This is a genomic window from Bacillus cereus group sp. MG4 (assembly GCF_040460055.1).
Classification (GTDB): Bacteria; Bacillota; Bacilli; order Bacillales; family Bacillaceae_G; genus Bacillus_A; species Bacillus_A wiedmannii.
Genome location: NZ_JARVGZ010000001.1, coordinates 4,183,398 through 4,208,497, shown reverse-complemented (window position 1 = coordinate 4,208,497; position 25,100 = coordinate 4,183,398). Strand labels below are relative to the sequence as shown.

Genomic DNA, 25,100 nt, shown 5'->3' with positions numbered 1-25,100 from the left:
CATTTTCCTCCTTAATTAATAATTTCCGTTACAAAACGAAAACCATATCGATAAATTTTTGTATCCATTTCATAATCTGGATACGTGCTTAAACGCTGAAAAGACAGCTTTTTCATAGCTGCCTGAACTGCACTTTTTAATTGTGTTTTGATTGGTGCCATTGACCATATATCAACCTGATACATAACGTTAGTGGTTTTTTCCTCATTCTCTGCATATAGCCCAGGAGAACTATTTAACTCTGAAAATGTAATCCATATATCTGTTTTGTCATTTCCTTTGACAAATTGATATATGAATTCTCCACCTAACTCAGATTTAATAACTACATCTGTACGTAAAACATCAAATATTTCCTTATTAAAATTTTTCATCAGCCTGTAATCCTCTGCATAAATTCTCTTTCCATTTCTTTTAAGGCTTCTTTTTCACTTTGGATTAAAGTTTTCTCAGCAAACCCTTTGTGTGGTGGGTTTGGATTTTTACTTGTTCCCCAGTTTTGAAATTTCATATAATAATGCGGCGAATTATCTGCTTTGTCCCATCCAATTTCAATTGAATAGGAACTACCTTTCTTTACAACTTTCCCTATATGAATAGCATCCTTAGCATGTTTTCCATCTCGCCATGATTGTTTTGGAGTTGGTTTTTGTACCTCCGGACCGACAGGAGAATTTCTTTCTAAGTTCTTTTTGAATACCTTTGCTCCAGCTTGTAACGATTGTTTTGTGATTAGAGGAACATCTTGTCCTAATTGTTCTAAATCCCTAATCCATTCCTCAATGCCGAAAACTTCTAATTCTGCCAATTCAATCGCTCCTCACAAATAAGGCACATTTCCTTATGTTGTTCGTCGATATCAATAACTGATTTAATCTCGTATAACTTCTCATCATACCTTACACGCATTGCTGAATGAATACCTTCTCGATATCGAATTGTAAAATTTATTAATTTAATAACAAACTCTGCATTTCCTTGAAATATTTCTGACCTAAAACCTGTACCAAATGGTGTTTTAGGTTCTGCCCAAACTTTAGCAAACTCTTTCCATCCGGATGGAAGTGCATTCCCCTCTTCATCCTTCGTTTCTGCTTTCTGTTCAAGTGTAATTCGTTTATTTAACTTTGCTGCATTCAATGGTTTTTTATATCTAAACGGTTGCATATTAATCACCGCCCAGTTTAATCTCTTCTAAAGCTTTATCAATGCTTAAACTATTAATCTGACTTAAAAAATTCTTGTCAAAATACTCTAAGGCATCGTTATAGACATAACGAGATCGTTCAAAGACCAATTCCTTGAACTCCTCGTTAGTATTTAAATCATAATCCCCACAAACCCTAAGTAATGCCTTGTTAGACATAGAAAGGATACGCTTTAGGTTCTCGTCTTCCTCATTACCTAAGCGCATCCTATCTTTAAATTGTTGTAGTATTACATTTGGAATTACTGTTTCCATTCACATCATTCCTTATTTAGTTGCTGCTGGTGTTTCTTCCAGTTTCAATGTATAAACTTGAGATGTATATTTATCTTTCGGCTTACCTGTCGCATATTGTTTCGCAATATAAACTGTCGCGTCTTCTAAAGCTAAAGTCTCCTCATACTTCTTGATTGGCTCTGTTCCGCCCATTGCTGCAACATATTGACCTTTGACAAAGAATAATACTTTCCCTTGAGGTACAAATACCGATTCTGTAAGGATTGGATTGAATGGTAAACTTGTCACATATACCCCAGCTGCATTTTGAATTGTCGCGTTTGCTTGAATATCAAACGTATCAAACGGGTTTGTTACCATAACTACTTTTCCTGCAATGTTTTTTGGTCTATCTGCATCTGAACCATCAGCGTTTAATTTTTTAGCTAGTAATTTTACTACGCCTTTTAATTCATTGATCGTTTTACGTCCTGGTTCAAACGTTAAAGTGCCTACCGGCTTTTTATCAGGATATACGCCATCCACAACGCTACCACTTGGATCTTTTAGTAACCCAATAGGTTCATTTTTACCCGTACCAGCTACAAATCCACGTTCTAAACCTACTTTCATGGCCTCTGTAATCATTGTACGAACATAACGTTCTACCCATACAGGTCCAAGTTTCAACATGTCATTTGCTAATGGAATAAATGCCGTTAATTTAAGTTGTGAGATGCTATCTTTACGGAATGTAGCATTTAATTGCCCTTTAATACCATCAAATAACGGTCCCCATACCGCTGCCCCTTCTGGATCTCCATAAATAAATTCTGTTACAGCCCCTAAATTCTCTAAACCAATATGTTGTAAGAAAGGATGATCTTCAACTAAATCATCAAAGATTCGTTCCTGAGTCGTTTTTGGTAATGTTTCAGTAGACTTAAAGCCGCCTTCCTCCACAACTGCATTAAAGAACTTCATTTCTTCACTTGTTAGCACATTCGCACCGCGAGATTGCATAATAGAACGATCTACCATTGATTCATTCACTTGATTTAAAATATCTGCTCGTACATCTGTAGCAAGTGCTTCAATCATAGAATTCAATGCTACCGATTGCTCTTCTGCTGTACCTTCCTGAGTCGCTTTTGCAAAAGCTAATTTTTTCTCTTCGAAATTATTAAACTTAATAACCATATTTTATTTTCCTCCTAAAGATAAAAAGAGCGTACCCAAATTCTGTTTCGGTTTAACAGGAACTTGAATAGGCTCTTTTGGATTTGTATTCATTTGTAAATCATTCAGAATTTCATTTTTCAACCCTGATAAAGCTACGTTTAAATCTTCTTTTGTAATTCCTTTTGATTTATCCTTGCTCAGTGTTCCGTTTCTAAAACCATCGATTACTTTTTGCGGAATCATGGAAGAGTTGGCACTTGAAGCTGTCATTTTAACTGTATTCTCCATAAACATGATTTCATCCGCAAAGTTATTTTCTAATGCTTGTTGTGGACCCATCCAAGTTTCTTCAGCCATCATATTAAGTAGTTCTTCTTCTGATTTACCACTTTTAATGACGTAGGCATTCACAATTGCTCGATCTGTTATTTTCAACATCTCGGCCGCCTTTTCCATGTCACGATGATCTCCACCATGCCACTTAGCGGCGTTGTGAATCATAATTTTTGCTGTTGGAGAAATTCGAACTTTATCACCAGCCATAGCAATTACAGAAGCCGCACTTGCTGCTAAACCGACAATTTGAACTTCCACATGCCCAGAATAATTTTTTAATGCCGTGTAAATTTCTGAACCTTCATCTACGTAACCACCTGGGCTATTAATTGAGACAATTAAACTCTCACCATTCGCATTATCAAGTTCTTTTGAAATCTTACCTGGGCTTGTAGCATCCATTTCAAACCAATCATAAATCCAAGCCTCGTCATTAGAAATAATGGGGCCTTTCACGTCAATTTTCACCGTCATTTTCTTTCTCACCTCCTTCGGATTCATCTAATTTTTTGTAGTTCTTCGTAATATGATGGATATTAAGATTTGGATCATCTGAGTATTCATATCCCACTTCTAATCGAATCTCATTTCCAGTAAATGCACTTGAGGAAACGAGTTTGTCGATACTTGTTGCAAGATCAAAAATACTTTGATAAGAAACGGCCTTCACTTCAATTTTTTGTCCTTCAAGATACTCTCTCATTTCGAAAAACTTCACGTTTGCTTCATCTGAAATCTTTTTTAACAAAGGTTTCACTGTAAAGAGCATGTAATTTTTTGTTTGCTTCTCCACATCAGCCATTTCTCCATATAACAAAGCTGTTGAAATTCCGATAGCCATTGCGACTTGATTTAAAAAACCATTTGTTACTTTATTGATTTCTTCCACACTTTGCCCAGAACTTACACCACCAGAAGACGTCTCACTGAATTTAAAACCAGGTTGTTGAGGCACAATTGCAATATCTTTTTCTCCAAATGATTTATACATTTTCTCAACGAACTTTTGCAATTTTCCTCGACCTTCTTCGCACTTTGCCGTCTGAGCCTCTATATCTACTACACCACGAATTTGATTTTTACGTTTTTGAGAACTTAATATCCGCCCAAATAAATCGCCATAATCAGTGAACAAGCCATCAATTAGAGGCGACAGCTTATCATTTCGATATTTCAAATGAATTACTTCACTTTGTTTAAATGAACGCTTAAACTCATAATCTTTTACTACTACATTTGTAAAATTATCTTCAAATACGGCGAACTCATTATGTTGAAAATAATCAGCAATAAGTAAGTCGCTATCATCAGATTGAATGACTAAACACTCATTTTCATAAATTAATTTGCGAATTAACTTTTCCCAGAAAGTGCTTGCTGTCATATTCTTATTGGGTCTAACATTCAATCGATAATACAGTTCATCTTTTAAAAATTCATCACCATTTTTAACTCTGAACTCCGATTGACTAATTGTTCTCCCTAAAAAAGATACACATGTTTCTACAGCTAATCGCTTCATATGAACCCTATTTGAAGTTTCTGAAACTATATCATCATCGTACATATAATCTAATTCTTTATTCTTGTTAAACACATTATCAAGCCAGCCAATTGCAATCACCCCCTTAAAAATCTATTTCATGTAGCATAAACTCAACTTCTTCTTCAAGAATGTTGTCAGCTTGCCATAATGCGTGAATAAAGGCTTGGAACCCATCCGTTTTCCGCTTAAATTCATCTTTTTTCAAGTACTCTTTGTTGCCATCTTTTTTTATATGAACGTAAACGTTGTTGGTATACCAACGCATTAATGGATTATCACCAAAGATAATTTGTCCATTTGCAAATAAGGTTTCAACTCTTGGAGCTAATAAAGAATGAATCGCTTTTGGGTTACGAATATATAACAATGTAAACCCTTCTGCTTCGAGTGCTGTTTTAACAAGATCCAAACGGAATGTATCTGCAACAATCGTATTCACGCCATACATTTCACGCATTTTTACAAACCAATCAACTATGTGAGAAATATTAATAACAGGTTCGTCCACAATAGTTAGCAACCCATTTTCAGACCATTCATAAATAGGAGCTTTTAACTTTACTTTATCTAAGAAGCCTTTACGTACAAAGGAGTGAGTTTTCCATATATAATTTTCCCTATGTTTAAAAAGGAGTCCCACAGATGCAAAGTCTTTAATACTAGCGTAGTCTAGACCGCCTACAGCAACTTTATGTGCTAGATCCGGGATTTCCCTCAATGTTTCTCCATCTTCTTCATAACCTGTTCGCCATATTTCTTGCCATGAAGCTACAGACTTCGTTAAGTCTGTTTCAGGATAATTCATACGTTTGGTCATGAATTCCTCACGATTCGATGGATTATTTACTAACTGTTTATATTGAGTTAATACCTTTTTAAATAGCCCTTTCGCATAAACGCTTCTTGGTTCACTAAACATTGGATTCGCTTTTTCCCACATCTCAGGATTATCAATTTCTTCTGGTTCATCAATTTTGCAAATAAACGGAAATAAAGGATCGTCTAACTCTTCACCTTTCAAAATATTCATTGCTCTTTCTTTCGTCTTGTCCAAGAATCCATCTCGAACAAAACCATCTGTACCAATAAAAAATTCTCTAGCATTTGGTACTTTCCCAAGTCCACTAGAGAATACATTTACAACATCAAAATTTTCATATTGATGTATTTCATCATAAATAACGCAACCGTCACGAAGACCATCTTTTGAACTTGCATTAGATGTGTGGTATTGCATAATGCTTTGCGTATCGTTACTCAGTATCTCTACCTTCGTTCGATAAAACATATCTTCTAATATTTCTTTCCCTTTAATCGCATCATACACTTCACGAAATGATACCTTTGCTTGTTTCTCATTGTTGGCTACAATCGAAACATTGTACCGATCTATTCCATGCAATGGGCTAATAAAGAAATGACATAGAGATGAAATTAAGCCATTTTTCCCACCACCACGAGCCATCATAATAAGAAATTGCTCATAAAAAACAGAATTATCTTCCTTATAAAGTAAGAAATTAAAAGCTGTTAAAAACTTTTGGAATGGTTGCAACTCAAAATACCATTTCTCTGTAAACTTGATATAATCCTCATGCATCTCATTATCAAAATACAAATCATCACGTATTAAGATATATTTCTCCAGGTACTCCATTAGCATTATGCGCTCTTTATTCAGCTTAATTTTCCCTTGTCGATACATTTCGATGTATTCACTAACATATTGATTTTGAATCATGTCAGGTCTTTCACAGAGCGCTTAGGTTTTGAAGGTGTCTTATCTTCTTCAGCCGATGCTTCCAAGCCAAGTGCATCTAAAATCTTTATCATTCGATCATTCGTTTTATGTAAATCAGTAATAGAAGGATTGGATTTTGGACCGTGCATACCAGAAACTTTAATTCCTATTTCTTCAATATCATCAAAAAGAACACACTTTAAATCCCATAAGGATAAATAGTCTTGAATTAAGTCTACATAATGATTACCTACAATCTTTTTTTCTTTTAATTGATTGTTTAAATCCTTTTCAATCCTTTTTCTCATTGTTTCGCGCTTCACTCTAGCCACAACATCCCCTCCCTTCTGATTTACATCGTTTTCCAATTTAATATAACGCGCGAATTTGCTTATAAATTTAAAAAATCGAGCCCCTCCCCGGTGCCCGGTGCCCCAAAAAAGATTGAAATATTTTAAGGGGGGATTGTTTCTGAATCAGTTTCACCACTTTTCATCGTTTTCCCATTTATTCGGTTTCTTTTTGAATGTTCTACCGTGTTCTTTATTGTGGCAATCCACACAAACTGTTTCAAGATGGTCCATTTCTAATGCAAGTTCCGGATGATGTTCTAGTTCTTTTATATGATGGACAACGAGTTGTATCTTCTTACGCTTTGCGCTCTCACTGTATTCATTCGTGTCTGTTTGAACGCGACCATTACGCTTGCACTCTTGGCATTCATAGTTGTCACGTTTCTTTACTTGTTCACGCATCCTCTTCCACTCACCACTGTCATAGAACTTACGCTTTTGTTGTTTCGTTTTATATTCTTTCATCCCTTATTTACCTTTCCTTTTACATTTGCAAAAGGTCATCTTTATGATTTTATGTTTGTATGCTTCTTGTTATAGTAAAAGTATCCTAACATTCCGAACACCCACTATGGTTATAACGGATTTTTTCTTACCCTTTCTTTGCACAGCTACTTGTCTTCACAGATGATGTAACTGTGTATTTTTTCGTCTATACTAACTTATCGTTTTTTACTCTTGAAAAAGGTCATTTTTATCATTCTCTGCATCTTCATGTTCTGTTATAGTAAAAATGAGTTAAACCTCTCTTGCTATCAGACTAAAACATAGTTGGCTTTATCCTTTATTTATGTATCTCTACTCTACCCTTAGCACAGTTGCATCATCTACCTCAGCAAATGATGCAACTGTGCTTATTTAATTACTCCTCCATAATAGGATGATTGTACTGTATGGTCTTTATATTAAAACACTTCTTGCTATCTTCTACATGTTCAATATGAATATAAGAGCCAAATTTACAGCCATCGTTTGTCTTCCAATCAAAGCTAATTCTTATCCTTTGTTTTATCTCTTCACCGTTATAAATAACAATAGGAACAGCACTGATATCTGAGAGTCCGATTTGTAGTAAAGACTCTACTCCCTTATTAGATTGTTTGTACTTCTCTAACTTCCACATATCTACAAACGCACCATTACATTTCGGACAAACAGTTACTTCTTGATACTTATCTTTTGGTGATTGATACATTTTAATTCGATAGTCACAAACTAAACAACATCTAGAAATTTTACTCATCTATCCTCACTCCTTATCAAACGCAACACGTTTGTACTTACCTTTCCTTAACAACAAACAAGACACCACTTGTTTGATTAATCATTGAACATGGGTTATATCAGCTTTCGTTGCTAACGTTTCTTCTAGCATATTAATCCTTCTACCATCGTTGAAACATCAATTAATGTTTGTTTTAGACCATCTTTATCTCTTTGTAAATGGTTAATTCTTTTTTCAAAATCAGCAATTATTTCTGTTATAGATTCCATCCCTCATCCTCCTCCAAAATAAAAAACACCCGAATGGATGCTTTATCATCATTTGCTATTCATTTTTAATTACGGTATGTGAAGTTTTATTCTTCTTCCAACCACCTAATATCGATACATTTATCTGCTCCATCAACATTAAGTAACTGAAAGAAGAGCAAAAGCTCTCCTTAATAACGGTACCATTCAATCAGTACCATCTGCTGGTTTCGGATTTTATGTGCCGTCATTATGAAACCGTTTAAACATCATATATTATAAAGAAATTTTATGAGTTGTGTTTTCCGCCACTTCTCACAATACAAATATAACATGCTTTTATAAAAAACATCGGCCTTTTTCCTGCCAAAAAGCGGTCACAACTCTGCCAATTATTTCATTTCTTAATATGCCTAACTACTTTGTTAATTTCCCCTTCAACTATAGCCCTATTAAACTATTACCTAAGAATACGTTTAATTATGAACATAAGTTTCTTTAGTTATTCATCTTAAGCCTTGTGAGATAATTAATTATTCCCTTTGCATTTATAAGCATTTCAAGTCTTAACACGTTCTTATAAAACTCATGAGTCTTTGGTATCCCTTTTTTTATAAGATAAGATTGTACAGCTTCAAACAATAAAGAAGCTAATTTTTTACTAGCAGTTACCGAATTTTTCTCTACAGCAAGGATAGCTTCACCTTTTTCAATAAAAAGTGATAGCCAATTTTCCAACTGAGTATATACCTCTGAAACATTTGCAGAAGCACCGTAATGCCCAAAATAAATATAGTCAACTTTTAAATTCTTAATTCTTTCTTTCGATGCAAGCATCGCTTCTGGATTAAATTGAGTTGGAGATGTAGAGGGTAAATATAATTCTACTCCCAATTCAATTAGTTCACGATAGTAGATTCCAATTGTATCTCCCGTGAATATCCCATTAGTTAAAGAATCATGTATACTAATATGATGTTTTGCATGCCCTGGTGTGTCATAAAATGCAAGTGTTCGGTTTGCTGAAATTTGTAAAGTATCACTGTCTTCTACAATACAGATTCTTTCTTTTGGGATTGGAAGAATGGGATTAAAGAAGATATCAAATGATTCCCCATACACTGCCCTTGTTCCACGTACTAATTGAGTTGGATCAATCATATGAGATGCCCCACGAGAATGTACAAATAACTTGGCATTAGGACATTCCCTCATAAGAAGCCCTGCTGCACCAGCATGATCTAGGTGTACATGTGTCACTATTATATTCTTAATTGCAGTAAGTGAAATATTTAATTCCCGTAAACCATTTAGTATATATGGTAGAGAAGGACTGGCACACGTTTCAATTAACGTAATGTCGTCACCTAACAAAACATAAGTGCCTGTCCGTTGTGCCCGCTGAAAATCATAATCGTCTATTATATATAATTGTGAAGATAATCGCTCCACATATCGCATTTTTAATCTCCCCTTAATATAAATCTTGTTAGTCGAAAATTTATTGATAATGTCTCTCTATATTTACTATTGCGAACGACATTTTTCAAATACAAAACAGCAATTAAATTCACATTCTATTTAGCTCCAACGCTTCCAAACTAAGATTGGTGTATTACTTTGAGGTGTATTATTTAATTCCATGGGAAGAGTGGTTAAAATTAATTCATTTTCTCTAAAATGGTAAAAGCGAGTAAATTGAATGTCCGTCGCATTCTTCATTGGGATGACTTGTACATTATGAATTACTGCTTTTTTTTGAACATCTACTTTAAATGTTCCACTATAAGCAACATGATTAAGGTTTAGAAATATTTTATCCTCATCACTTAGTTTGTTGAATACATCCACTGGCAATTGTTCCAGCGGTAGATTTCCTTGTGTAATAATAACATTCATATAATTATCGACATTATACATAATCAAACCATTTACATCTTCACCTAATGGATAAAATTTGACCCCATTATCATTTTGTATATATAAATTATCCAATTTCCATACCCCTATAAATTGTTCTTTTAATTGCATTAATATCCCACCATGCTTTCTTCACTTGATAATATACCTCTTTTCCTATATATAATATGTCTCTCCTCCAAAATGGTGCATTTACATTTAAAAGTTTAATTCTTCAAACGTGATTTAACTATCATTCCATGCCTATTCTTATTTCACCATTTTCTCCAGACTTATCAGTTACCCATATCTTATATTGTGTGTAACTGAGTCTATCACTGAATCCCTTGCTATCATTGATTTCATTTCACTTTCTCTTTTGAGTTACACAGTACGAAATTTATGAGTAACTGTATAGATTTAAAAGAAAAAAGCAATGATTAGATTTTAAACCTAGTCATTGCTCTATCCATTGCATCTTGGTTTACACCTATATAACGTAACGTGACCTTCTCTGACGAATGATTGAATATCTCCATGAGTAATGCTATGTTTTTCGTTTGCATGTACATATGATACCCGTACGTCTTTCTCAGTGTATGTGTTCCTATTTCATCTAGCCCAAACTCTGCCGCTGCTATACTTAATATCTTATATGCCATGCTACGACCAATTGGACGATTCTTTCCTTGTCTACTTTGTAATAAATACTCATGGTCTTCTCTTTCTTCAATAAACCATTTCAATTCTCTTTTCAATGCTGCAGTAATTTGTATTCGTTTCTGTTTCCCAGTTTTCTTTTCTCTCATAGATATATGACTACCTTTGACATCTCCTACCTTCAATTTCAAAATGTCCGAGATTCTCAGGCCCGTATTGATTCCCATAATGAAGAGAATGTAATTACGTAAGCTCTTTTCCTTAAAATAATCTTTTAGCTGCTGTATTTGCTCTTGATCACGTATGGGCTGAACAAAATTCATAAGTCATCACCCCCATATTGCTTCTCTGTCTCATAAACTTCTAATCTAAGAGCAAAGGCCAATTTATAAAACGCTCTCGCTTTCACACGTCGATACGTACGTTCACTCATGCCAATTTCGTTATACACCATATAATCGCACACATCTTCGTCTTCTAAATACCGTTTAACTATAATGTCCCTCTGATTTTTTCCAGCTGTACTGTTTCCGAATCGACTTAATGCTTGTTCAACTCGAAATGCCATTTTCTCTAACCATTCTTCACGCTTGCTTTGTTGAATATTAGAGATTGCTACATCTTCTAACGGTTTGCCAACTGCATGTGTAGGACCTTGCTCTCTCCTTTCATAAGAAGGAGTGACTTTCATTTCCTTACGCATCATTCCAAATTGCTTATATATACGTACACTTTCCAGAATACCCTCTAATTTCTCTTGTGTTGCTGCTCTATCTATTTTCGGTAAGAAAGATAATTGCTTAGTCATTCCAGACCACTCCTTTTATTTTTTATTACTTTTGTCTTAATGCTCCACGTCTACGCTCATAACAAGGTCTATGCATCCCCATTAAATCCTCAATTTCACGAGTGCTAAAATTCTCTTTTGTTTTTTTCTTTTTTGTTTGTTTCGTTTGTTTTTCCCATTCACGTAATTGATCTCTTAGTGCTTTCATTTTTTCCACCCCCCTCACAAAATAAGAAAGAGGACACCATTTCTTAAAACAGCTTAATTGCTGCTCTAAAAATTGGTGTCCTCTAGTTTTCTAGCCGGACCCTATTCAATTTCTTTTCACTTCAAAATACCAGCCTGCAAAAAAATATTTCTCCAAGCTTTTTTAACCCTTTCTTTCTCAGCACCTTCTATAATTTTCGAACGACGCGCAATTGCTTTTTTCACTTTCCTTTTCTTTATACTCGCCAATTCTCTCACCCCTTCATTTAAATGCCTCTCTTTTCCATCCTGAAGCATTTTAACACTTTTAATACCATTACATTCAAAAATAATCTAAACGTGAATTGTCCCTGTTTTTTAAGCTCTTTTCTCCATCAAAGGATTATTTTGTTCAGTTTTGCTCATTAATTCCCTTAATCGTGATACCTAATATATCAAGTGCATCTTCTATTCCTACGTAATGCCCTATATGCCAAGATGTATCAACCTCTTCGTTATCTTTTGATGTCTTAGCTATACCTTTGCTCCATTGATAACGATTTAATAACTTATCTTCTTGAATCTCATATCCAAACTCAATAGCAGATGCTAATTTAACAAGATTCCCTTCTCCTCTTAACCATTCATAAGTTGAATTGTTATTTATGTCGCACATTTCAAGCATCATGTATGCTGATTCTTCTCTCCCGTACTTCTCAGCCTTTTTTGATAGCTCTTCAGCAACTGCTCTAGGAATCATGATTTTCTTATCCATTCCTCTTCCTCCTCTGAATAAAACTCAATATTCCGTCAATAATGTAGACAACCCATTAAGTTACTTTCTCCTTGTTCCCCCTTGGAGATGAGCAGTTAGCTTTTGCTAGCTGCTCTTTTAAGTTCCTCATCATATTCCATCCGTTTCAAACTAACTAATACATCATCTAGCGTTCTTTTATCTCCTAATGCGTCTCTATTCACTTCAATGTGCCAAATTATGTTTGATAATTGCGTTCTTATATCCATTTCCATTCCCCTTTACTACAAAATGAAATTTTTATTGTAATTACTCACCCATAGTTTTATATTTTTCAAACATTCCATTCTTCCGGAGAGTATTTACTAGCTGCCTTATCGTTAATTACGTTCTTCCTAATGCTAAAGCAATTCCCTTCACCTTTCCGAATCCATAATACTTACATATGTAGGCTAATTCTTTCGTTGTATACGGCTTCTTATGATTCGGATCGTAATCAGGATGATACTTCATTCGGCCCTGCGCATCATATTGAACTTCCACCCTGATCACTTTCCTTTCAAATGAAGTTTTTGTTTGAATTACCCTTGATATTTTTTAAATAACTCGGCCATTGTCATATTGTTGTATTTTGCTAAATCTTTAGCTACCGCACATACATTTGTGAAAGCTGTGCACCCCATTTCAATTTCAAGGTATTCTAATAAATCCACATGCCAGTCATTCCGATACGTCTCTTCACCAACTTCTATCGGTTCCACCCAGCATGCTAATTCTTTATGTTTTACAGTCGCCTTATCAGTCGGTATAGGTTGATTACTTCCTTTACACCAACGCCATCCGCCATTTTGCCAATGTTCATCATTATCATCTTCGTTCATGCATAGGACACTAAGTTTCTCAAATTCTTTATCGGTCAATTCATATACTTGATAATGTGTTTCTTCATTTCCGTATGTTCTCGTAGCATTAACCCCTAATCTTTTTAAATCTTCATTTATGAATCCTTGCACTAAGATCTCTTCCATTTTCATTCTCCTTTTCTAATAAAATAGCGTTTTTATTAAGATCTAAATCCCTCTACGCAAATATCACTTTTAACATGTACTCCATATTTATCTTCAATCGCTTTTTTAATTAGCTCATTTGAATCCTTTATACTAATATCCCGTGGATGTATACTTTTCACATTGATATCCACGCTATAGGTAACTATTGCTGTTCCATAAACCTTCATTTCCATTCTCCCTTTCTACTCAAATAACGATTTTGTTAAAATTCCCACTGGCCTTTTTTCTTTAATGACATGCTCCATACTTCCAAGTGATGCATACAATATTAAAAATTTACTCGTAAAAATCTGATTACGATTCTTTAAATTTTTTGTATCTCATGAAACATTCACCTACCTTACTAAGAGTGCATATAAGAATGCGCTCTTTTTATTTGTTGCTAAATAAAGATTTTATTAAATTCCGTCACCACTAGGTAAAAGTCACATATATTATTTATGGATTGTTATTCATAATATTGGGCGGAGCACCCTGGTCAGGTGCTCTTTTTTAATACATATCAAATAAGAATTTTGTTTAAATTACTTATACCAACATTCGTTTATATACCAAGCTCTATGCCACTCATCATCCAAGCTTTCTACAGCTTTGTTATGGTCGTTAGGGTCAACTGATAAACAATATATTTTTGAATTATCTGGATCACTTTCTTCATCTTCAATTTCGATTTGGGTAACTTTTAAATGAAATTCCTCGATACCATTACTAAAAACGTCACCTACAGCAATATGCCAACCGCTCGTTTCTAACTCTTCAACATATTTCATCTTTCATTCTCCCTTTCTATTCAAATAACGCTTTGGTTAAAATTTTTGATTCTGCCATTCAGTAATACAAGCTGGTTCAATTTCTTCAAATTCTTGTGTTTCTACATCAAGATCAATGACAGAATAGCTAGGTACTACTAAAAATTCTTTTCCGCAAACGTTACAAGTAGGATCATCAAGTGCATAAACTCCTTTAATTGTGTCAGGATTTTGCAAATCAAAATCAGCATTTTCAAAAACTACAAGACCATTACATCCTTTAACGTTACATTTATGTGCTTCAATAGCCATTTCTCATTCCCCATTTCTTAATAAAATTCAAATTTTATGTCCTTCCGGTTTACTATCATTTGAAAAATCGGAAATATTTACTCGATGTTTTTTCTGAATACTCATGCTACTATGTAGTTGCTGATGTTCACCATCCCGTGTACTCAGTAGCTGCATCCACAGGCTCTACTCTCGCCCTTTTGAGAGTAGAGCTTTTATTTACCGGATTACCTTTGAATCGCATGATTTTATTTGAACTTCTTCGTAATCGTTGTTTGTGTATGAGACAACTTTCCATTTACCCAATATAAAACTTGTTGTCCATAGCCGCTTTCTGGTGGTTCTACAAAAATGATTTTCCCATCCTCTACAATGTAGATTCCCTTAGTCTTTATATCTATTTCTCTTTTCATTTACACGTGTTCTCCTTTGCATATAAGAGCTCTCTTGATGAAAAACACCTTTAGTCCAGCTCCATAATTTCTTTCAATGTTCGATTGGACACATATACTTTAATGATTTGAATTCTCCCGTATGTTTCTTCTGCTTTTTCTTTTGCTTCAGCCTCTGTATTCACTTCAAACCAACGTAACTTCTGTTTTTCATCTCGGTCAAAAAATTCTACTGCGTAAGTTGGTGTAACCAAATGATTGGAAAGGAATTGTTCAGCAGTACTGTGTGCGGCATAATCCATGGTTCCTACAACATCTTCAAAGGTTAATTGTTTCATGCCCCTAACCCCAACGTCCGTTTTCCAATCGCACCTTTTCTTGCTAAATCCATAATAAGAAGAGTAACTTCGTCCGGATCTCTTTGTAATTTTTCACCTATCGCAAACACACTCTCGTTGTTTTTCCAAGCATTCTTTACCCGTAATACGTCATCTTCATCCCAAAACATGTCCAGTTCTTCTAAAGCGATATACAAGTTACGTCGCTCGTGCTTCATGTACTTTCTCTGCTGTAACGCCATTGTGTAATTTTCCTTTTCCAAATCCGTTCCAAGTCTTGGCATCTCATTTCCTCCTTAGAATCCGATATCTAAATTTAAAATCCGTTTATCCGTTGTATTTTGGAATACTATCGTTTCTTCTTTTGACACACCATTTAGCAATCGACTTGCTAGTTTCGGATCATACTTAACAAATAATTGTTGGCTTGATAAATTAGATGTTGTAATTGTCGTCTTATTTGCGCCTTGTCGCCCATTCGCAACACCGTAAAGTATTTTATGAACAAAATCACTCGCTTCTCCATTTCTATTCATAGAACCACTTTCAGCACCTAAATCATCAATAACCAAAAAATCCGCTTCGACCATCAAACTAATGCAATAATCCATCGTGTATTTCGACTCTTTATTTCGGAACGAGTCTTGTATTAGACGAATTAATTTTTCTATCTCCACAAACAAACAACTTTTCATTTCCTTAAATGCGAATTCATCATTAAGAGCTTCACCATCAGAGATTGTCCAGTAATGTTTTACTAGTTCGTATAGCATTGCATAAGCTAAATGACTTTTTCCTACCCCTTGAATTCCTGCAATATAAACGTTTAGAGTTTCGCCCTTTTTGATACGCTCCAAAATTTCTATGGCCTTTTTCTTATTTGCTTTGGTTTCTGGACAATCCGTTTCATAGGATTCTAACCTTGATTCTGTAATTGATTGATTTTCAATAACACTATGCTTAAAGAGAAGATTTTTCTGCCGTTCTCGATTGATCTTCTTGTAGTAATTGTTGGCTTGCTGGAATAGGATTGAATCCTGCTGTTCTACTTTGCATCTTGGACAATAAATCGAACCATCATTTTTATCAATCATCATTCTTACTGGCTTTACAGTTACTTGCCCACTTTTACTGAATGTATGATTTTCGCAATATTCATCCGCAAACTTTAAGGATGGAAGCTTTTCAAATGATTTCTGCATTTTTTGCAATTCTGTTCACCTCTTTAAAATGGCATTTTCCCTTTAAATCCCGGAATTATGTTATCACCGTATTGTTGTTGGTTATTAGGTGATTTAGTATTTCTGTTATTTTCATTTAAATAACCCTCAAATTTAGTTCCGAATAACGTTTCTGGTCGCAAGTACTGGTTCATGTGAGGGTCGTTTAACCATTGTGCTGCTTTAATATCAATAATTTGTTTGAAATCATCTATAGTAAAACCTTCTTTAAATCTAGCTTTGATTAATGACCTAGTTTTCGCTGTTTTATGTTTAAAAGATTTACCTACTTTTTCATTCAGATAAGAAACAATATCCTCATAAGGGATGCTGTCTTTTGACCGCTCTTTTTGGTCAGAAGACATATTATCTTTTAATGTAGTAATCTCTGTAGTAGTCTTTGTAGTAATCTCTGTTAAAGAATTTACCCTTTCGGTAAGTTGAATTTCGCCCAAAGGTGCATTTGGAACTTCCCCAAAGGTCAAAATGCATTTTACCCTTTCAGTAACTTCGAAAATGTTTAATTTTATATGATGAGTCGGAGCACCATTAAATTTAAATTTTTGAACTTCTACAAACTTTTTCTCAATTAAAATTTTAATTGCCCGATCGTACTGCTTTGGAGTAATTCGAATTTCCTCTCTCCAATCTTCACGACTTTTAGCAAGCCAAAATTCTCCATTCTTCTTCACTTTCAGTTTGCTCTTTCCTTGTTCGTTAGGCATGTACCAGTAAACAATTTGCCCTAACAAGATTCCTGCGATCAAATCCTCTGTAATATCCACATAAGCAAGTCGTACCGTATAACCATTTCTCGCAAAGGTTTCTAATTGAAATATATTACTACTCATCTAATTCACCTGAGCCCTTTCACAAATTGCCATACCATTTTCTATTTTCAAAATCCGATAACCTCGATAACGAATTGGCACACGTGTCAGATAAATATGTGCATTGCTAATTATCTCTTGTTCTGTTTTTGTGCCTTCATATATCCAAGATGGGAGGACGATTTTAGTTACGATATTCGCTGCGAGCATAGGCTTCTTCTCCTTTACAAGCAAATCTCCACATGATACAATTTCCGCACCTTAATCTTGCGATTTTCCCCACAACACCCTATATCCAATAGGATGTTATTTATTTCTCAACAAAATAAATTAAATATTCTTTCTTTTCATCTATCACTTTTCATATTTTCCTGTTAAAGTATGATTAAATCGTATTCTTTCATGAAATGCCCTTTCTCTTGACCTGTGAAAACAGGTCTTTTTTGCATCTTTTACGTAACATGTGTTATGATGAACAACACATATGTTTTTATTAGATCACCAGCCCCAACTGGTGGTTTCTCTTTATCATTCTTTTCCCTAAGAAAAAGGATTTTTGTTTTAGTGGCTTATAATCTGAATTCATCTTTAGAAATGCCCGTGTCTTTCTTGTTTGAACAGTAGATTTCTTCATCTCTAATTTCACAGCAATTTCTCTTGTGGTATACCCTTCACCGACGTGCAGAATAATTGACTTTTCTTTTTCTTCAAGTACACTCGTCATTTCTTCAAATTCAATGGATAATATCGCTTCTTGTTCCACATCGATAGGAGACACTGCATAAAATTCGTTTACTGTTTCCCCATCTCGATGCAAATCAATCGAATGAATATTCATTTTATTCCTTTCCTCATGACTAACTCGTCTGCTTATCTTAAAAGACGTTCCTTTCAAGTGAAGCTCATCACTCATTGCCCATTTCATACCTTTCATCACGTATGCATTGAATGTATCTATTCTCTCTGGATCATAATTCACACAATGCTCCCATAAATACAGATGACCAACTTGCATTAAATCATCCAAATCCATATTGTTTATTTCTGCAATCTGTCCAGCTCTTGCAATACTTCCAAATTGTTGTTTGATCGCTGCAATCACTAAATATTTCTTTTCTTCAAATAATTCTTCTGCTGTCATTTTCTTTTACCATCCCTTCTTGTTTTTAAATATAATAGTTTGCTATACTATAAGAGCATTCCGGTTACTTAACTCACTCCTGTTAGGTATACTGTTCTAGACTGATATTGCCGATGAGAAGACCTAATTTTAGGTCTTTTCGTCATTCTGGAAGCATTTACATGAAGATAATTCAGAATATATCTGATATACTATTTATGATGAATGTCAGTGCACGAAACAAGTAGTATGACCTATGTACAGAAGAAGTCCTATTTTAATAGGGCTTTTTTACTTTTAACAGCACTCCTCAGAAAGCGTACTACAATGCACCCTCTCCACGACTGAAGCATTAATTCCTCTACTTCTTAAATGTGCTACAATCCCCAAAATGCTTTTACGATCCTGCTCAAGTTGGTTATCATATTTTTCTTTCTCACGGTATAACGCTATAAGCTCCCTTCGAGCCAATCTTGCTTCTTTAATCCAAGTACAAAGTAACAATGGATCATTCTTTTGAATCGCCTCTATTTGCTTCTTTTCACAATGCTGTAAAAATTCATCTAGTATTTGTTTTTTCTTTACATCTTTCTTTAAAACTGATAACGTCATAGCGCTTTCTCCCCTCAAATTCATTCCACATCTTTTGTAAATTCTTTAATTGGTTTATCTAGTGCATAAACAACAAGTAGCAGCCCACAAATCAGAAACCCAGTGATACATACTGAAAAAACACTTTCTTCCATCATGGTTATTTCCTCCTTCCAACTTTTTTTACATCTCAGAGAACTTAATTTGAGAGTTTACTATATTAATTTTCTCACTCAGCACAATAGGTAACGTATACGCTCCAACAATCTTTGTTGCGAGTGCCAAATGACCACGTTTAATTGCTTTATGACTTGTTACTCCAAATTCACGGTACAGCTGGTTATAGATATCCCGGTAGACTTTACCTCTAATCCCCGCATGTTGGTACGCATTAGATTGTTTACCACCTAATAGTGCAACGCCATGACGCTTGACTGCATTTGATATTTCATCGCATTCTACAGCAAATAACGGAGCATTTTCTCTTAAGTCTTTGACATCTGATTTGATGTGCTGGAGTTCTTGCTTTTGCCCTTCTAGCGCTCCAAAAGTAAGCTTTAAAATACTCATGGGATCTGTAGGAACTTGTTGCTCCTCTCTCATATTGAAATAGCCATCAACAAATTGATCGTATATTTCCCAGGCTATGTCATCTTCAAGTATTTTTAATAGTTTTGCATATCCTCGTTCAGATAATAGATATATGTTATTAGATTTTGCGATTTGCATATTTGAGAAACCAAGATTTAATAATTGTGGTGAGTTAAAAGCACCACTTTTTAAATCGACAATATCAATTTCGTCCATAAAACGGCTACGATTTTCATTGATACGACGATTAATTTCTTTTATTGGCTTATTATGAATAATGGCAATCTCCTTAACTAACATTGCTTTCTTACCTGCGCCAAATCCACCCTCAATTCCAGTGAACTGATAACCCGCGATATATTGTTGTCCTAAGATGTTTAACTCGTTTGCTACTGTTAAGTGATCCATATAAACCCCTCCTCAATCTTAATAATGCTTGTCCACCCTATGCACTTGGAATGACTCGTATTGAGTTTGTATGACGATGCACTAAATGTAACTCACCATCTACTTTCTTAAAAATCAACCAGTCATCTGCATTTAAATTGTATGCATTGATATGTATCTTCTCTCGTTTAGTTGGCCTTTTACCATTTTTCATGAGTCTTTCTCCCCCCTTTTCCGTTTATTTCGCAAACAGTTCGTCCACTGTTGTTTTAAAATATTTTGCTAGTTTCTGAGCTTCCTTCAGGGTAAAATCTTTTTTACCACATTCTTTTAGGTAATAGGTCTGTCGGTGCATATTCACTATTTTTCCAACATCCTCTTGAGTCATGCGTTGCTCTTTTCTAGTGATGAATAAGTTTTTGTGCATGGTAATCATCCTTTTAAAAAATTTCATTTTTTCCTTAGCAACACTTTATTTCCCTAGGGGAATTTTAATTACAAAAAAATAAGTCACTCTTCAAACAAGTCGACAATATTCCTTTTAAAAACACCTGCTATTTGAGAAGCCAGACTATAGTAGACGTTTTTTTTGTATTTATCATTATTAATAATTTTATAACAATAACTGCTTGAAATTCCTAAAATTCCAGCTAGTTCTTGATAAGTGTATCCTGAATCTTTAAATGCTTGTTTTAACTGTGTACTTTCTATATTAGAAGAATTCATATATTAACTCCTTTCTTCACCTACAATAAAATTATAACATTCCCTAAGGGAAAATTCAATTAGTTTTATAATTTTTTCAAATTATTGTTTTTCCCTCAAGGAAATATTATAATAGATTATGCAGAAATACTTTATACGAGGTGGTTATATGGAATTGAAAGAGCGGATTCGCTTTCTAAGAAAAGAGCGAAATTTAAAACAAGACGAACTTGGAAAAGCAATAGGTGTAAACGCTGCTAGTGTATCTAAATTCGAAACAGGTCTCAAATCGCCTTCTCGCGAAACGCTTCAACGCATGGCAGATTTTTTTAATGTTACAGCTGATTATTTATTAGGAAGATCCAACAACCGTCAATTAAACGAGATGCTCGACCAAAAATACAATGTTTTAAAAAACAGATTAGATCAATTGCCTGAAGAACACCAAGAAATTTTACTACAAAATATGATAACAATGATGGAAAGTTTCGAAAAAATAAACAATTTAAAAAAATAATAACAAACTCATATTCCCTTCTCTATATCCATCAATTTAACGTTTTCCAATACGCAATCAATATGCTTATCTATTTGTTGTTCATTATCTGTAATCTTTTCTAAATACTTAACAAATTCTCTCAAAATTTCATATTTATCCATTGAAAAGCTCACCTCTTATAAATTTTTACCATAATTATAACATTTCCTCCAAGGCATATTTCTAAAGTATCTAAACTTGTATTTTTTCATTTTTAGATACTAAAAAAGGAACGAGCTGAACTCATTCCTTTTTTGGGTTGTTTCAACCACCCGGTTTAATTGTCTCTTGTGCTTGAACAATATTATTAATTGGTTGCTTGAAATTGTCTTGCTTTGTTACAAACACCCCACTCACCATTATGAATGCCATTGATACTATAAATACCATAGGAACTAATTTCTTCAATGTTCAACACTTCCTTTCCCACATCTCCATTAATATCAATCATAGTTTTCACTAACTCATATTCCTCTCCACGATCGAATAATGCTCTAGCCGTCAAACTTGCGAAAAAATAATTTGATTGTGAAAGAAACTTGCGAAAAATATTATGTAAATCCTTACGAAGCTCACTTGCCACTCCTGTATAGTATATCAAAAAATCTTCCTCTATCCCATCATATAGTACTTCTTTTAACTTAGAAATATGCTCAACACAAGGATTTTTTTGGAACTCAATTAGATTTGGATCAGAATCATTATCTAATTGAACCCCAAAGTAAACCTTAGCTAAATCTAAATTGTATCTGGATTCTCTTTGCATTTGTTCATCATTTATGTTTTTCATTAAATCATGGCTAGCTTGAAAATAAAATAAGCTTTTGTCTTGATCTTCAGTTAAATGACACATACCTAAAATATAATAAGCATCAGATATCGTCTTTTTACTTACATTCGCATCAATTATTGCATTTGCAAATTTCTCGGCATAATCTAAGCGATTATAGTGTAAATATACTGGTGCTAAAACTTCAATGACTCTGTATACATAACATGCTTTAATATAAAATTTCCTCTCACTCTCTATAGCAATTACTTGTTTTTCAATTTCTTGTATTAACTCTAACATCATATGATATTTCTTTAAATGAAAATAGTTATAACATTTCATTATATCTACTAAAATACTCAAAACCTTATCTTTAGGCTGTCCTACTGTTTTTAATTCATCAATAATTTTTGTACCATGCAGTTCATTAGTAGTATATCTGTATAAAACGTTGTAAATGATAGCATATTCACGTACTGTCCCAGTTTCCCCCTTGTATTTTAAAATTAATTCATCCAACAATTTCACATTTCTAGTTAAGGCCGCATATTCAAAAGCCTGTTTAATTGCTTCCGCTGTATCTAACTGCAAACACCATTCTGCCATCGTTTCAGCAGGGCTTTTGTGAGAATCATTTAATACATATGACAGTTTTACCAAATGACAAAAGCTAATAGTTCCTTGGTTTTTAAATTTAGACATATATTGCAAAGGAACACAAATTTTATCAGCTACAATTTTTGGAGATAAATCCTCCCTATCTTCAATTAAATCAAATATTTTTTGATGAAAACGCATCTAAAATGTTCCCCCCTTTAAACAAAAAATATTACTTGTAATTTTCTACCTAGAAATTGCTTTATAACAATTGAACACTTGTAATACTATGGTGGATTCGTAGGAAGCGCTTATTTCTTAAGTTCCTTTAGGAAACGTGGTATGATGTTTTGTGGGTTCATTTTATACAAACAATCTTAAACTCTTTTATTTATTTTTGTAATTATTCAGATATTTTTTGAATTTAATCGATATGATTATATCATAATTAACTCCCCTTCAAATCTGAAAATTATATTTCTCAACCTTCCCATAATAAAACATGTAGAATAAAATCCCTATTTACTTATAGTTGATTTTATTCCTAAATGGAAGTATTGGAAACCAGCCATTTTTATATATTTTGACCCAGCCAATCTGAATTTAGTAAAAAAACTTTCTCAAAAAATGTAGAGTATTTACATTATAATTATCTATAAGAATCCCCAAAAAATGTATTGTTTAAAATAATATGGTTCAGATCTAAAAAACGCTCGCAAGAGCGCCTTTCTTTTAACAGTAAACAATGTTATAATCTGCGCAATTAATAGAATTATCAATCTTTATACTTTACAGGAGGCTTTTCTATGGTAATCTACAAGGATGAAAAGAGAGGGACTTATTATTTTGTTGTTCGAATCCGACAGTTTGATGGAACACTAAAGCAGGTTAAACGTCGTGGGTTTAAAACAAAAAAAGAGGCACGTGAAGCGGAAGCGAAAATGTTAGTTGAAAAAGAGACTAATTCAAGTTTAACTTTTTCGCAAGTTGCAGATAGTTACTTTACTTGGTATTCCCAAAGGAGAAAGCAAACTTCCATAAAAGTTATAAAAAATGTGATATATAATCACCTACTAAAGGAATTTAGTAAAATAAAAATTGACCAAATCACAGCTAAACATGTAATGGACTATCAAAATAAAATTATAGGCAACTACTCGGCTGACACTTTAAAAAAAATCCATGCTGTATTATCCTCCATCTTCAATTTTGCAATAAAATTCCATGGATTAACTAATAACCCTGCACGTATCGCTGGAAACTTTGAACTTGAATCAAACAAGCGAATGGACTATTGGGAATTTGATGAGTTTCAAAAATTTATCAATGTCGTAGATAGTCTACTTTATGATGCATTTTTTTCGACACTTTATTACAGTGGTGCTAGAAAAGGCGAGTTGTTGGCTTTAACATGGGACGATATTGATTTTATAGAAAAAACAATACGTATTAACAAAACTGAGTACAATCGCCAAGTTACTAAACCAAAGACAAAAGCATCTAATAGAATTATTTTATTGCCCACTCTTGTCATAGACTTATTGAAAAAATTAAAAGAACATGCTACATTAACAGCACCAGTTAAAAAAGATTATGTAGTTTTTGGTGAATTTTATAATAGCATTGCAACAACAACACTAGATGAACGATATAATAAATATATTGCAGTTGCTGGTGTAAAAAGAATCTTACTGCATGGATTTAGGCATTCTCATGCATCATATCTAATTAACAAAGGTGTCAGCCCTCTTGTTGTGGCTCAACGTCTAGGTCATTCAGATGTAGCTACAACTTTAAATACTTATAGTCATTTATATCCATCCAAACAAGCGGAAGCGCTTGCCTTTATGGAAGAGGATTTATCGCAAAGGTTACCAAAACGTTACCAAGGTATTTAGATACCTTGGTATAATCACTTCAGTATATACACCACGCATACCGCCGCCTTCTAATACTAACCCCGTATTTTCAAGCATGTTATTCTCTCCTCTTTATATATTGACTCTTTAATTATTCACCATGTTAAGTATCTTTTTCTATTATATATGAGTTCTTTTAGAAATTATATTCAAAAGTCTTGAAATGAAGGAGTTTTTTCTTCCAATTATATTTCCAAATGACCGGAGACATCCTTTATAAACCTTTGAATAAAATCTTGCTCTTCTTTCGTATATCCATCTAAAAGTAACAGCCACTTTTCTTCAGCTTGTTTATGCAATTTATCATGAGCTTTATATATTTCATTTCCGCTTTCCGTTAAGCGGAAGAAAATTTCTTTTTGATTATCTAACATTTGCATCTTCTCAATGAATTGCTTTTGAAACAACTTTGTACAAATTTTAGAGATTGCACCCTTTGTCATCCCCATTTCTGTCGTAATAGCAGTTACATTCATCAGAGCATTTTTTCCGATACACTCGATCACATGTAGTTCAGATAAAGACATACCACTTATACCTGTTTCACGAAGAAACTTCTCATTTTGCCCTTTCAAATGTTCTTCTTTTTTATGCAAAAGTGTACGAATGTCCGAAAGTATTTCCACTTGTTTCATTGTACGTTCCAATCC

Annotated in this window: 41 protein-coding genes and 1 pseudogene; 2 read left to right on the top strand and 40 right to left on the bottom strand. The window is 33.9% G+C overall.

Annotation, left to right across the window (positions count from 1 at the left end; translation table 11 throughout):
• Positions 1-11: 11 nt before the first annotated feature.
• From gp17 to QCI41_RS21890, 37 genes and pseudogenes are all read right to left on the bottom strand, one after another.
• On the bottom strand, positions 12-374 hold the full coding sequence (gp17, locus tag QCI41_RS22070; protein WP_000787877.1) for a tail completion protein gp17: 363 nt from the start codon (positions 372-374) through the stop codon (positions 12-14).
• Positions 374-808 carry an HK97-gp10 family putative phage morphogenesis protein gene (locus tag QCI41_RS22065; RefSeq protein ID WP_353836686.1) on the bottom strand — a complete coding sequence of 145 codons (435 nt, stop codon included), beginning with the start codon at positions 806-808 and terminating at the stop codon, positions 374-376. Before QCI41_RS22065 ends, gp17 begins: the two co-directional genes overlap by 1 nt.
• Positions 796-1,167: a phage head closure protein gene (locus QCI41_RS22060; protein WP_243168886.1), complete on the bottom strand. Its 372-nt coding sequence runs from the start codon at positions 1,165-1,167 to the stop codon at positions 796-798. The genes QCI41_RS22065 and QCI41_RS22060 overlap by 13 nt, the downstream gene beginning before the upstream one ends.
• A gap of 1 nt (position 1,168) precedes the next feature.
• On the bottom strand, positions 1,169-1,462 hold the full coding sequence (locus QCI41_RS22055) for a hypothetical protein (RefSeq protein WP_353836687.1): 294 nt from the start codon (positions 1,460-1,462) through the stop codon (positions 1,169-1,171).
• 12 nt (positions 1,463-1,474) lie between these two features.
• Positions 1,475-2,623: a phage major capsid protein gene (locus QCI41_RS22050; protein WP_353836688.1), complete on the bottom strand. Its 1,149-nt coding sequence runs from the start codon at positions 2,621-2,623 to the stop codon at positions 1,475-1,477.
• A gap of 3 nt (positions 2,624-2,626) precedes the next feature.
• Positions 2,627-3,415 (bottom strand): head maturation protease, ClpP-related, encoded by a 789-nt coding sequence (locus tag QCI41_RS22045; protein WP_353836689.1) that lies wholly within the window; start codon positions 3,413-3,415, stop codon positions 2,627-2,629.
• Positions 3,399-4,565, bottom strand: a complete 1,167-nt coding sequence (locus tag QCI41_RS22040; protein ID WP_353836690.1) for a phage portal protein — start codon at positions 4,563-4,565, stop codon at positions 3,399-3,401. The genes QCI41_RS22045 and QCI41_RS22040 overlap by 17 nt, the downstream gene beginning before the upstream one ends.
• A 4-nt stretch (positions 4,566-4,569) precedes the next feature.
• Positions 4,570-6,228: a terminase TerL endonuclease subunit gene (locus QCI41_RS22035; protein WP_322217325.1), complete on the bottom strand. Its 1,659-nt coding sequence runs from the start codon at positions 6,226-6,228 to the stop codon at positions 4,570-4,572.
• Complete coding sequence (locus QCI41_RS22030) at positions 6,225-6,560, bottom strand: P27 family phage terminase small subunit (RefSeq protein ID WP_322217329.1); 336 nt, start codon at positions 6,558-6,560, stop codon at positions 6,225-6,227. Before QCI41_RS22030 ends, QCI41_RS22035 begins: the two co-directional genes overlap by 4 nt.
• 150 nt (positions 6,561-6,710) lie before the next feature.
• The gene (locus QCI41_RS22025; RefSeq protein ID WP_199665041.1) at positions 6,711-7,046 is read right to left on the bottom strand and encodes an HNH endonuclease; all 336 of its coding nucleotides are present in this window, start codon (positions 7,044-7,046) and stop codon (positions 6,711-6,713) included.
• A 397-nt stretch (positions 7,047-7,443) separates the two neighbouring features.
• A complete protein-coding gene (locus tag QCI41_RS22020; RefSeq protein WP_353836691.1) occupies positions 7,444-7,824 on the bottom strand; it encodes a hypothetical protein in 381 nt (126 codons plus the stop codon).
• Between the two features lie 125 nt (positions 7,825-7,949).
• The gene (locus tag QCI41_RS22015) at positions 7,950-8,075 is read right to left on the bottom strand and encodes a hypothetical protein (protein WP_353838893.1); all 126 of its coding nucleotides are present in this window, start codon (positions 8,073-8,075) and stop codon (positions 7,950-7,952) included.
• Positions 8,076-8,552: 477 nt separating this feature from the next.
• Positions 8,553-9,515 carry an MBL fold metallo-hydrolase gene (locus tag QCI41_RS22010; RefSeq protein WP_199665042.1) on the bottom strand — a complete coding sequence of 321 codons (963 nt, stop codon included), beginning with the start codon at positions 9,513-9,515 and terminating at the stop codon, positions 8,553-8,555.
• A gap of 120 nt (positions 9,516-9,635) precedes the next feature.
• The gene (locus tag QCI41_RS22005) at positions 9,636-10,085 is read right to left on the bottom strand and encodes a lipocalin-like domain-containing protein (protein WP_353836692.1); all 450 of its coding nucleotides are present in this window, start codon (positions 10,083-10,085) and stop codon (positions 9,636-9,638) included.
• A gap of 308 nt (positions 10,086-10,393) precedes the next feature.
• Positions 10,394-10,936, bottom strand: a complete 543-nt coding sequence (locus QCI41_RS22000) for a site-specific integrase (protein ID WP_353836693.1) — start codon at positions 10,934-10,936, stop codon at positions 10,394-10,396.
• Positions 10,933-11,421: an ArpU family phage packaging/lysis transcriptional regulator gene (locus QCI41_RS21995; RefSeq protein WP_199665045.1), complete on the bottom strand. Its 489-nt coding sequence runs from the start codon at positions 11,419-11,421 to the stop codon at positions 10,933-10,935. Before QCI41_RS21995 ends, QCI41_RS22000 begins: the two co-directional genes overlap by 4 nt.
• Before the next feature lie 25 nt (positions 11,422-11,446).
• Positions 11,447-11,608 (bottom strand): hypothetical protein, encoded by a 162-nt coding sequence (locus tag QCI41_RS21990; protein ID WP_000645943.1) that lies wholly within the window; start codon positions 11,606-11,608, stop codon positions 11,447-11,449.
• 116 nt (positions 11,609-11,724) lie between these two features.
• Positions 11,725-11,856, bottom strand: a complete 132-nt coding sequence (locus QCI41_RS21985; protein WP_033691069.1) for a DUF3983 domain-containing protein — start codon at positions 11,854-11,856, stop codon at positions 11,725-11,727.
• A gap of 142 nt (positions 11,857-11,998) precedes the next feature.
• Positions 11,999-12,361, bottom strand: coding sequence for a hypothetical protein (locus tag QCI41_RS21980; protein ID WP_098223127.1), 363 nt, complete (start codon positions 12,359-12,361; stop codon positions 11,999-12,001).
• Positions 12,362-12,456: 95 nt separating this feature from the next.
• Positions 12,457-12,609 carry a hypothetical protein gene (locus QCI41_RS21975; protein ID WP_165375041.1) on the bottom strand — a complete coding sequence of 51 codons (153 nt, stop codon included), beginning with the start codon at positions 12,607-12,609 and terminating at the stop codon, positions 12,457-12,459.
• Positions 12,610-12,649: 40 nt separating this feature from the next.
• Positions 12,650-12,883, bottom strand: a pseudogene (locus QCI41_RS21970) (DNA-entry nuclease).
• Between the two features lie 38 nt (positions 12,884-12,921).
• Entirely contained in the window at positions 12,922-13,368 is a 447-nt protein-coding gene (locus QCI41_RS21965) for a hypothetical protein (RefSeq protein WP_353836694.1), read from the bottom strand.
• Between the two features lie 35 nt (positions 13,369-13,403).
• Positions 13,404-13,577 carry a hypothetical protein gene (locus QCI41_RS21960; protein WP_353836695.1) on the bottom strand — a complete coding sequence of 58 codons (174 nt, stop codon included), beginning with the start codon at positions 13,575-13,577 and terminating at the stop codon, positions 13,404-13,406.
• 357 nt (positions 13,578-13,934) lie between these two features.
• A complete protein-coding gene (locus QCI41_RS21955; RefSeq protein WP_353836696.1) occupies positions 13,935-14,180 on the bottom strand; it encodes a hypothetical protein in 246 nt (81 codons plus the stop codon).
• Between the two features lie 36 nt (positions 14,181-14,216).
• Positions 14,217-14,471 carry a hypothetical protein gene (locus QCI41_RS21950; protein WP_000963458.1) on the bottom strand — a complete coding sequence of 85 codons (255 nt, stop codon included), beginning with the start codon at positions 14,469-14,471 and terminating at the stop codon, positions 14,217-14,219.
• A gap of 227 nt (positions 14,472-14,698) precedes the next feature.
• Positions 14,699-14,863 carry a DUF3954 domain-containing protein gene (locus QCI41_RS21945; protein ID WP_000817805.1) on the bottom strand — a complete coding sequence of 55 codons (165 nt, stop codon included), beginning with the start codon at positions 14,861-14,863 and terminating at the stop codon, positions 14,699-14,701.
• 50 nt (positions 14,864-14,913) lie between these two features.
• Positions 14,914-15,180, bottom strand: coding sequence for a hypothetical protein (locus tag QCI41_RS21940; RefSeq protein WP_000811788.1), 267 nt, complete (start codon positions 15,178-15,180; stop codon positions 14,914-14,916).
• Positions 15,177-15,464 carry a hypothetical protein gene (locus QCI41_RS21935; protein ID WP_001137594.1) on the bottom strand — a complete coding sequence of 96 codons (288 nt, stop codon included), beginning with the start codon at positions 15,462-15,464 and terminating at the stop codon, positions 15,177-15,179. Before QCI41_RS21935 ends, QCI41_RS21940 begins: the two co-directional genes overlap by 4 nt.
• Before the next feature lie 12 nt (positions 15,465-15,476).
• Complete coding sequence (locus QCI41_RS21930) at positions 15,477-16,391, bottom strand: P-loop NTPase family protein (RefSeq protein WP_098223137.1); 915 nt, start codon at positions 16,389-16,391, stop codon at positions 15,477-15,479.
• A gap of 14 nt (positions 16,392-16,405) precedes the next feature.
• Positions 16,406-17,251 carry a conserved phage C-terminal domain-containing protein gene (locus tag QCI41_RS21925; protein WP_353836697.1) on the bottom strand — a complete coding sequence of 282 codons (846 nt, stop codon included), beginning with the start codon at positions 17,249-17,251 and terminating at the stop codon, positions 16,406-16,408.
• Entirely contained in the window at positions 17,252-17,440 is a 189-nt protein-coding gene (locus tag QCI41_RS21920) for a hypothetical protein (RefSeq protein WP_088114643.1), read from the bottom strand.
• Positions 17,441-17,723: 283 nt separating this feature from the next.
• The gene (locus tag QCI41_RS21915; protein WP_353836698.1) at positions 17,724-18,371 is read right to left on the bottom strand and encodes a sigma-70 family RNA polymerase sigma factor; all 648 of its coding nucleotides are present in this window, start codon (positions 18,369-18,371) and stop codon (positions 17,724-17,726) included.
• Between the two features lie 276 nt (positions 18,372-18,647).
• Positions 18,648-18,962 (bottom strand): hypothetical protein, encoded by a 315-nt coding sequence (locus QCI41_RS21910; RefSeq protein ID WP_098223139.1) that lies wholly within the window; start codon positions 18,960-18,962, stop codon positions 18,648-18,650.
• A gap of 162 nt (positions 18,963-19,124) precedes the next feature.
• Positions 19,125-19,940 (bottom strand): ORF6C domain-containing protein, encoded by an 816-nt coding sequence (locus tag QCI41_RS21905; protein WP_098223140.1) that lies wholly within the window; start codon positions 19,938-19,940, stop codon positions 19,125-19,127.
• A gap of 37 nt (positions 19,941-19,977) precedes the next feature.
• Positions 19,978-20,133, bottom strand: coding sequence for a DUF6906 family protein (locus QCI41_RS21900; protein WP_170959367.1), 156 nt, complete (start codon positions 20,131-20,133; stop codon positions 19,978-19,980).
• Between the two features lie 24 nt (positions 20,134-20,157).
• Positions 20,158-20,346 (bottom strand): helix-turn-helix transcriptional regulator, encoded by a 189-nt coding sequence (locus tag QCI41_RS21895; RefSeq protein ID WP_098223141.1) that lies wholly within the window; start codon positions 20,344-20,346, stop codon positions 20,158-20,160.
• 83 nt (positions 20,347-20,429) lie between these two features.
• Positions 20,430-20,645 (bottom strand): helix-turn-helix domain-containing protein, encoded by a 216-nt coding sequence (locus QCI41_RS21890; RefSeq protein WP_098223142.1) that lies wholly within the window; start codon positions 20,643-20,645, stop codon positions 20,430-20,432.
• A 148-nt stretch (positions 20,646-20,793) separates the two neighbouring features.
• Here QCI41_RS21890 and QCI41_RS21885 point away from each other — a divergent pair, with 148 nt between their 5' ends.
• Positions 20,794-21,141, top strand: coding sequence for a helix-turn-helix domain-containing protein (locus QCI41_RS21885; protein ID WP_085309209.1), 348 nt, complete (start codon positions 20,794-20,796; stop codon positions 21,139-21,141).
• 8 nt (positions 21,142-21,149) lie between these two features.
• Here the strand turns inward: QCI41_RS21885 and QCI41_RS21880 are convergent, their stop codons facing one another.
• Positions 21,150-21,284, bottom strand: coding sequence for a hypothetical protein (locus QCI41_RS21880; protein ID WP_016097732.1), 135 nt, complete (start codon positions 21,282-21,284; stop codon positions 21,150-21,152).
• 185 nt (positions 21,285-21,469) lie between these two features.
• Positions 21,470-22,732 carry an AimR family lysis-lysogeny pheromone receptor gene (locus tag QCI41_RS21875; protein ID WP_353836699.1) on the bottom strand — a complete coding sequence of 421 codons (1,263 nt, stop codon included), beginning with the start codon at positions 22,730-22,732 and terminating at the stop codon, positions 21,470-21,472.
• Between the two features lie 605 nt (positions 22,733-23,337).
• On the opposite strand from QCI41_RS21875, the gene QCI41_RS21870 reads away from it, so the two are divergent.
• Positions 23,338-24,429: a tyrosine-type recombinase/integrase gene (locus QCI41_RS21870; protein WP_353836700.1), complete on the top strand. Its 1,092-nt coding sequence runs from the start codon at positions 23,338-23,340 to the stop codon at positions 24,427-24,429.
• Positions 24,430-24,635: 206 nt separating this feature from the next.
• Here QCI41_RS21870 and QCI41_RS21865 read toward each other — a convergent pair whose 3' ends face one another.
• Positions 24,636-25,085, bottom strand: a complete 450-nt coding sequence (locus tag QCI41_RS21865) for a MarR family transcriptional regulator (protein ID WP_483299062.1) — start codon at positions 25,083-25,085, stop codon at positions 24,636-24,638.
• Positions 25,086-25,100 lie beyond the last annotated feature (15 nt).